The organism is Escherichia sp. WS568 (assembly GCF_046486085.1).
GTDB lineage: Bacteria > Pseudomonadota > Gammaproteobacteria > Enterobacterales > Enterobacteriaceae > Escherichia > Escherichia coli.
On the sequence record NZ_JBJQMC010000045.1, the window covers coordinates 1 to 7,172 of the forward strand.

8 protein-coding genes and 1 pseudogene are annotated in these 7,172 nt (G+C 50.2%); 6 read left to right on the top strand and 3 right to left on the bottom strand.

Annotated elements, in window-relative coordinates; genetic code table 11:
• Positions 1-132: 132 nt before the first annotated feature.
• Complete coding sequence (locus ACJHWR_RS24735; protein ID WP_000221555.1) at positions 133-702, bottom strand: inovirus Gp2 family protein; 570 nt, start codon at positions 700-702, stop codon at positions 133-135.
• 198 nt (positions 703-900) lie between these two features.
• On the opposite strand from ACJHWR_RS24735, the gene ACJHWR_RS24740 reads away from it, so the two are divergent.
• Positions 901-1,101: a hypothetical protein gene (locus tag ACJHWR_RS24740; RefSeq protein ID WP_033875244.1), complete on the top strand. Its 201-nt coding sequence runs from the start codon at positions 901-903 to the stop codon at positions 1,099-1,101.
• Between the two features lie 345 nt (positions 1,102-1,446).
• Here the strand turns inward: ACJHWR_RS24740 and ACJHWR_RS24745 are convergent, their stop codons facing one another.
• Positions 1,447-1,623 (bottom strand): Hha/YmoA family nucleoid-associated regulatory protein, encoded by a 177-nt coding sequence (locus tag ACJHWR_RS24745; protein ID WP_001344112.1) that lies wholly within the window; start codon positions 1,621-1,623, stop codon positions 1,447-1,449.
• Between the two features lie 706 nt (positions 1,624-2,329).
• Between ACJHWR_RS24745 and ACJHWR_RS24750 the strand changes: the two genes are divergently transcribed.
• Complete coding sequence (locus ACJHWR_RS24750; RefSeq protein WP_000235221.1) at positions 2,330-2,536, top strand: helix-turn-helix transcriptional regulator; 207 nt, start codon at positions 2,330-2,332, stop codon at positions 2,534-2,536.
• A 94-nt stretch (positions 2,537-2,630) separates the two neighbouring features.
• Positions 2,631-3,233: a hypothetical protein gene (locus ACJHWR_RS24755; RefSeq protein WP_000813436.1), complete on the top strand. Its 603-nt coding sequence runs from the start codon at positions 2,631-2,633 to the stop codon at positions 3,231-3,233.
• Here ACJHWR_RS24755 and ACJHWR_RS24760 read toward each other — a convergent pair.
• Positions 3,139-3,335, bottom strand: a pseudogene (locus ACJHWR_RS24760) (hypothetical protein). The gene ACJHWR_RS24755 and the pseudogene ACJHWR_RS24760 overlap by 95 nt on opposite strands.
• Before the next feature lie 1,097 nt (positions 3,336-4,432).
• Here ACJHWR_RS24760 and ACJHWR_RS24765 point away from each other — a divergent pair.
• The 3 genes from ACJHWR_RS24765 to ACJHWR_RS24775 form a co-directional block, all read left to right on the top strand.
• On the top strand, positions 4,433-5,350 hold the full coding sequence (locus ACJHWR_RS24765; RefSeq protein WP_000250223.1) for a hypothetical protein: 918 nt from the start codon (positions 4,433-4,435) through the stop codon (positions 5,348-5,350).
• 84 nt (positions 5,351-5,434) lie between these two features.
• Positions 5,435-6,307 carry a GTPase family protein gene (locus ACJHWR_RS24770; protein WP_001376021.1) on the top strand — a complete coding sequence of 291 codons (873 nt, stop codon included), beginning with the start codon at positions 5,435-5,437 and terminating at the stop codon, positions 6,305-6,307.
• A 372-nt stretch (positions 6,308-6,679) separates the two neighbouring features.
• The coding region (locus ACJHWR_RS24775; protein ID WP_410226720.1) for an ESPR-type extended signal peptide-containing protein at positions 6,680-7,172 on the top strand (493 nt) is incomplete at its 3' end.

Genomic DNA, 7,172 nt, shown 5'->3' on the forward strand with positions numbered 1-7,172 from the left:
TGTTACAGCACTGTGGTTGTCACACAATGGAACACTGACGTAAAAAACAGTCAGTGGGCGAGTGGATACATCGTTGCCGCCAGACAACAACCCATACTTTTGGTTTGCCGGATATTGGCGCGCCAGTCGTGCTCAACTCCGGCTACAGCCAAAATTGCGCTCACCGGTGCAGTGAGCTTTGGTATGCTCTTTCGCCAGATAGTCAGCACGTTCCAGCACTTGCTGAAAGCCGGTGTCATCATTACGCGCCAGCCACACCGCCGGCCAGGCCGGAAAATGCACCAGCGTGGCATGGCACCCGACATCCACTCCCAGGGCACTGCACCACGCCTGTTTAATCATCCCGGCCAGAGACTCCGGAGCGCGGTAATCACCGGCACGACACCAGGTATCCCGGTTGACCAGCAGCATCAGGTGATAGTGTTTTTTACCTTTGAACTCCCCAAACTCCCGGGCCCAGACGTAATGCAGGGTGGTGGGATGCACGCGTTTACCTTCCCGATGCTTACGTTTCTGGTAAGCGTCGATTCGGGCTTTCAGGGCATTGATGAAGCGGGATATCACAGCTGCGTCCGTTGCTGCCGGTACATCCGGGAGACGCAGGTCAACCCGCAATGCCGTCAGGCGGGGATGAACATTCAGTGCGTGCCGCACCGTCTCACGAATACGTTGCTGCCAGAAGGGGTTGTATTTGTAGGTCATGGTTAAATCTCCGTATGGTTCATACGGAATAGCCACGTCGTAAAAAATGCGCAGAGTCCCTGAAGTGACCTCCGGCAGGACACTGTCTCAGGCACTCTGTGATAACCCGAACGGTCGTCTCCGGACTGACGGTTGAATTTTCAGCGTCGTTTTTTAATGTAAAAAACCGGTTACGGGTAAGGCTGTGAGGAGGGAGTGATGGTGATACGCAAAAAGAAGTGCAGGGACTGTGGAAACGCGATTACTCATAATACAGTGTGTTGCCCGTATTGTAGTTCTGTCGACCCCTTCGGCTACTACCGGAATACAGACCGTATCGTTACCATACTGCTGGCGCTGATTATTGTGGTCCTGCTGACTACTGTCAGCGTCAGTGTGTGTATACTGTGTAGCTGGTGAGATAACGGTTCATGTATCCCCTGAGCTGACAGTGTACCGTGTATATTAAGCGTAACCGACAGGTTCTCCTTCATACCATATTAAATTTTCCAGGGATTGCCGCTGCCTTATTTCGTCTCATACAGGAAAACTCATCTGGGTTTCTGACAAATACGCGAAACTCACAGCCCCTCAATATCAACCACACGTTGTAAGCCGGTAATACCTGAAAATCAGCCTATTACCGCCCACGCCTCCGGCACCATTCCCTTTTGATTTCGAATTCTTTGTTGTCGCTATACCGCTTAATGTTCCCGGTCCTCCGGTGCAGATAACACCGGAGTCATCGTAGCGCTGCTTCAATATTCAGGTGACATATTTCCAGACGGAAGCCGGCGCGCGATCGTAAAGTTTGTTCATTGTCAGTTCTGCCAGCCGGTTGTCAACGGCAGAGTTAAAGGCTTCCAGCTCCGCAAGGGTAAGTTTATAACGCGTGTGGGAATTCACTTTTCCCGCGTCTCCTGACGTATTACGGGCTGCCACTTACCTGGTGTCCCGCAATACAGCCTTAGTGTTCCGTTATCGGGGATCCGGACGCACCGCAACAACCGGGGAAGTATTTCTGGTTTAGAGCAGTGTCAAGAGGGATTTCTCAGCCCCTCACTCACCGGCTCAGTCTCAGGGCAGGAGCATTAATACGCTCAGTTCATGTCTTATACAGGAATGGGCACAGGGGGAGCTGGCGTGTCACTGCTGATTTTACGCATCAGCGTTCATGTATCTGCACTCTGATACAGAATGCTTCACAGCGCTCTGTTACCGGAGAGATTTACTCTCTTAGGTTATTCTGGCAAATCCTTTACGTTACTCTCTGATGACTTCTTATATTTATAATACCAATCAGACAGCCTTATCCCATCGGTGATATCAGTCTCCTCCTCGCCAGGAACGGGCTGACTCACTGTAACCACCTCCGAAAACAACTCTGCAATTATCAGAACGCCTGCTTCTCTCCCTGTCCTCACGAAAACTATCCCCTCTTTATCGCGCGTGCGTGCGGAAGCATCTTTTCGCAACAACCACCCGGTATACCGGTACGGCTCAGCCACCGCAACCTCCCCGTTTATCTCCTGGCGGTCACATTCCCGATTATTTTTTACGTTTCTCCCCGGTTGTTATGCCGGTGAAGGTGGCGCACTGTTTTCATGACCACACCGGCTGGTTTAACAACATCCGGAGGAACATTCTCATGGCTACCCCAGTTTCACTGATGGATGACCAGATGGTCGACATGGCATTTATCACTCAACTGACCGGCCTGACAGATAAGTGGTTTTACAGGCTCATCAGGGATGGGGCCTTTCCGGCTCCCATCAAGCTGGGCCGCAGCTCCCGCTGGCTGAAAAGTGAAGTGGAAGCCTGGCTACAGGCGCGTATTGCACAGCCCCGCCCGTAATTTCTGACCGTTATCCGTTCACCCGCAGCAGACGTAATCCCCGGCCTGCCGGCGGCATTCTGCTGCCTGTTATATCCCCGTGAGGAATATGAAAATGAAACAACAGTATCAGACCCGTTACGAACTGCTCCACGAAAGCTACCAGAAATGGCTGACCGGCTTCACCCGGCACGCCGTATCCTGGGGCGTGTGTCATCCGAATATCTACTACTTCCATAATCTGACGCCCGGTTGGGTGTCATTCAATGGTGAAAAACCGGAGATTGCCATCGTACCCCAGAGCCTGCACCGGCTGATTTATGGCCCTGACAAACGGGCCACGCCGCCCCTGGATGATGATCTGATAGTGAATTTATGCACCAGTGAACATCTGCTGGTTCATCATCCGATGCTGGAAGGCATTCTCCTGTCTGAATGTGAACGTCTGAGGCAGCGTTCTCTGGCAAATAAACTGATTAGCCTCTTCCGTCAGTTTGGTGGCACGGAGTTGCGCCTCAAACTGGTCTGGCTTTGCTGGCTTGATTTAATGACCGGAAACAGCCTTGAAGACTGGAAAGAGAACCTGAAACGGAAATCAGAAAAAGAGCTGGAGGAATGGATCATCAACCGTCAGAGGCAGAGCGCAGCACTGACGGATCTGATGGATCAGTACGTGCTCCTGGCATACCGCACAACGGTTGACGATAGCCGCAACTGATGCCGGTTGCTTCCGGAAGGTGTGACAAAATACGGAAATGATGATGCTCCCGGCCCCCATGCTCACCTGCAGAGCGTGTTCGTCGTCATCATACTGAGCCATGACGGGCGTCTTAAGGGCATCCTGTCATTGCTGAGCAGGCAACACCACCAGAGGAGCCACGGACAGGGATGTTCTTTACAGCCCGATACACGCCAGGTTCTCAGCAGACTGAATGTGCAGGTGCGGTTATTCACCAGAAATGGCATGCTGCGGTACATACCCATCCTGGTGACAATATGTACGTGGCGACAGCGATCCCGGCACTGTGGAAGAGACTCACTCAGCCTGCAGGATATTCTTTCCGGCATCCGGGAATGTCCGCCTGAATGCAAACAGGATGATATTTGAATCCGTAATACTGTTCTTTCATCATAAATAATTTATGCAGATACAGTTAACCGTTACAGTAGCCGGTTTGTTTTACCGGGAAATAATATCCGTCAGACTGATGCCGGAACATATCTGAAACACGTTATGATGTTTTGTTATCAGAAATGTTGTATATTCTTATCCGTGACGACAGTTTAATGCCCTCTGGTATCACCTGATAATGCATATCCTGCGATGATTCGTTATATTTACGGGACACGCCTCTTTTCATTGTGCTCCTTTTCAGACTTCATTTTCCGTAAGTGTTCCCCGGCATAAAGGAGGTACCTTTCTGGCGTTTATAACTCTCTTTATCGGTGACGCCGGTAATACAGGGAATACCACACCGACAAACGAGGTATTAACAGACGATATTTCAGTGTCCATAATTTTTCTGTCCGGTTAAATAACGTCAGTCTGCTGCCCTCTGACTGTAATCATCAAAGCCGGAATGCATACCGGGTTACAACGTAAAAAAAGTGATGCTGGCCCCCGGTGCAGCTGGCGGGCGAAACATGTTTACCTTTCAATACCCCCTGTCTGCAGTCTCCACTCTTCCATCCTCTTAAGCTACGTCGGCCACATGAGTGCACTTCCATGATAACAGGTATTCCTGTCAGCATAACGAAGCCGGTTACCTTCCCTTCCTCCTGCATTTCCTGTCAGAATGACTGTACAGCGCGCAGATTGCCTTTTTATTGACCACCTTAATATACCATTATAAACTTCTTTTTATCATGTTATTATCACCTTATTATGTTTAATTTTTAAGCAACCGGAGAAAGAGGATGGTTCAGAAAATTTTGTCGGATAAGGTTATGAATGAAAGAGCAAATGCGTATTACTCTTATTATCTTGGAGAGCGTAATATCTCCGTACTGCCCCTTAATGTTTATGATCCCCCGGAACGTTTTATCGCTTACATAAAAAAAAACAGAGAAAATCTGAACATCACACTTTCAGATTTTGAACTTGAACAAATCATTTCTGGTATGCGTCTGAAGGCCCTGGCCTTCCTGGTCCCCCTGGAAAAAATATCCTGGATCGCGGGCAGTGAACGCGCATGCTTATTTTCCTGGTATCTGTTGATGCAGTTTATCCAGAATAACAGGGCAAAAATAAGCGCAGACTTGCTTCAAAAGAATAAACTGTATCTTAAAGAAGAGTATCTGGAAGGGAATGCCTTCCCGTCGGACTCATCGACACAGTTCAGACAAATACTCAGAGTTCTCGATATTCTTTCTGATAAGAATTTGCGGGATGAGTGGATAATCCAGACCAAAGACAGATGGATACGGGCATTTAAATCAAAGAGTCCTTTCAGTTACCTCCTCCCGGAGAACGAACATGAATGCATATGGACATGGAATTATTTGAAGGGAAAAAATATTGCACTGGAAAAACTGGCCAGTTTTCCTGGTTCTGCTGATATTTACCACGCAATTCACCTTTCATTTGACATATGGGTTACCTGTACACTCACCTCACCTGACGATATAAAAAATTTCAGAAACAGTTTCAATAAGGCCAAGGCGCAGCGCAAGTACAAAAAAATGCAGGAAGATAAAGTCAATGTACAGTTTTTTCTTGACGCAGAAACCAGGGCGCAGCTCAAAGAATTATCGAGGGTCAGAAGACTCAGTACCGGCGAAATGCTGCATGACCTGATTGTTGAAGAGTATAAAAGGTACCGACATTCCAGATAATTTCAGACATATATTATCTCCGTGAGTCCCCCGCCACCTTTCCGGTGTGCGGGGGTTTTGTCTTTTTTCACCGGGAATACATGTATGAATCCGTCTGATGCCATTGAGGCAATTGAAAAACCGCTCTCCTCCCTGCCTTACTCACTTTCCCGTCACATCCTGGAACATCTGCGCAAACTCACCAGTCACGAACCCGTGATTGGCATTATGGGTAAAAGCGGGGCCGGTAAATCCTCACTCTGTAATGCACTGTTTCAGGGGGAGGTCACCCCGGTCAGTGATGTTCACGCCGGCACCCGGGAAGTGCGGCGCTTCCGTCTGAGTGGCCACGGTCACAGCATGATTATCACTGACCTGCCCGGGGTGGGCGAGAGCCGGGACAGGGATGCAGAGTATGAAGCCCTGTACCGTGACATTCTGCCTGAACTTGACCTGGTACTGTGGCTGATTAAAGCCGATGACCGTGCCCTGTCTGTGGATGAGTATTTCTGGCGACACATACTGCACCGGGGACATCAGCAGGTGCTGTTTGTGGTGACGCAGGCCGACAAAACAGAGCCCTGCCATGAATGGGATATGGCAGGTATTCAGCCTTCTCCCGCACAGGAACAGAACATTCGCGAAAAAACAGATGCGGTATTCCGGCTGTTCCGGCCCGTACATCCGGTTGTTGCCGTATCGGCCCGCACCGGCTGGGAACTGGATACGCTGGTCAGTGCGCTCATGACAGCGCTTCCCGACCATGCCGCCAGTCCCCTGATGACCCGCCTGCAGGACGAGCTGCGCACGGAATCTGTCCGGGGGCAGGCCCGTGAACAGTTTACCGGTGCGGTGGACCGGATATTTGACACGGTGGAGAGCGTCTGTGTTGCCTCTGTTGCACGCACAGTTCTGCGTGCCGTCCGTGACACGGTGGTCTCTGTTGCCCGCGCGGTATGGAACTGGATTTTCTTCTGAACAGTCTGCCAGGGGAAATGTCTGATTACATTGCGTTAACCAACTGAAAACATGATACAAACACCTCATGCCCCTCCTGTTTCTCTTGCGTGACTGCTCTACTGTTAATAGAATAAAACGATCGATAAAACAGGTATCGATCGTTACTATCGATCGTTTATAGTGGTTAATGGCCTGCGAAAAGGCAGCTGAATCTCTTCATCATGCAGAACGGAATTGCACACAACGGACTGATACTTCTCTGGCGGATGAGAGAAGGGAAGCATTTATGTCCGGGAAAAACCACTTTATCTGACCATGCTGTTTTGTACCTGCCGGTATCCACTTTTGTGGGTACCGGCTTTTTTATTCACCCTCTGTAAGGAAAAGCTGATGAAACGACATCTGAACACCAGCTACAGGCTGGTATGGAATCACATTACGGGCACCCTGGTGGTGGCTTCCGAACTGGCCCGCTCACGGGGAAAACGCGCCGGTGTGGCGGTTGTGCTGTCTCTTGCTGCTGTCACATCAGTCCCGGCACTGGCTGCTGACACGGTTGTACAGGCGGGAGAAACCGTGAACGGCGGAACACTGACAAATCATGACAACCAGATTGTTCTCGGTACGGCCAACGGAATGACCATCAGTACCGGTCTGGAGTATGGGCCGGATAACGAGGCCAATACCGGCGGGCAATGGATACAAAATGGCGGTATCGCCAACAACACTACTGTCACCGGTGGTGGTCTTCAGAGAGTGAATGCCGGAGGAAGCGTTTCAGACACGGTTATCAGTGCCGGAGGCGGACAGAGCCTTCAGGGGCAGGCAGTGAATACCACTCTGAACGGCGGTGAGCAGTGGGTACATGAAGGCGGGATTGCAA

Bases quoted from the DNA above. Each gene is read 5' to 3' on its own strand.
- ACJHWR_RS24750 (WP_000235221.1), top strand. From the start codon at position 2,330: ATGGCTACCCCAGTTTCACTGATGGATGACCAGATGGTCGACATGGCA.
- ACJHWR_RS24770 (WP_001376021.1), top strand. From the start codon at position 5,435: ATGAATCCGTCTGATGCCATTGAGGCAATTGAAAAACCGCTCTCCTCC.
- ACJHWR_RS24735 (WP_000221555.1), bottom strand. From the start codon at position 702: ATGACCTACAAATACAACCCCTTCTGGCAGCAACGTATTCGTGAGACG.
- ACJHWR_RS24740 (WP_033875244.1), top strand. From the start codon at position 901: ATGGTGATACGCAAAAAGAAGTGCAGGGACTGTGGAAACGCGATTACT.
- ACJHWR_RS24765 (WP_000250223.1), top strand. From the start codon at position 4,433: ATGGTTCAGAAAATTTTGTCGGATAAGGTTATGAATGAAAGAGCAAAT.
- ACJHWR_RS24755 (WP_000813436.1), top strand. From the start codon at position 2,631: ATGAAACAACAGTATCAGACCCGTTACGAACTGCTCCACGAAAGCTAC.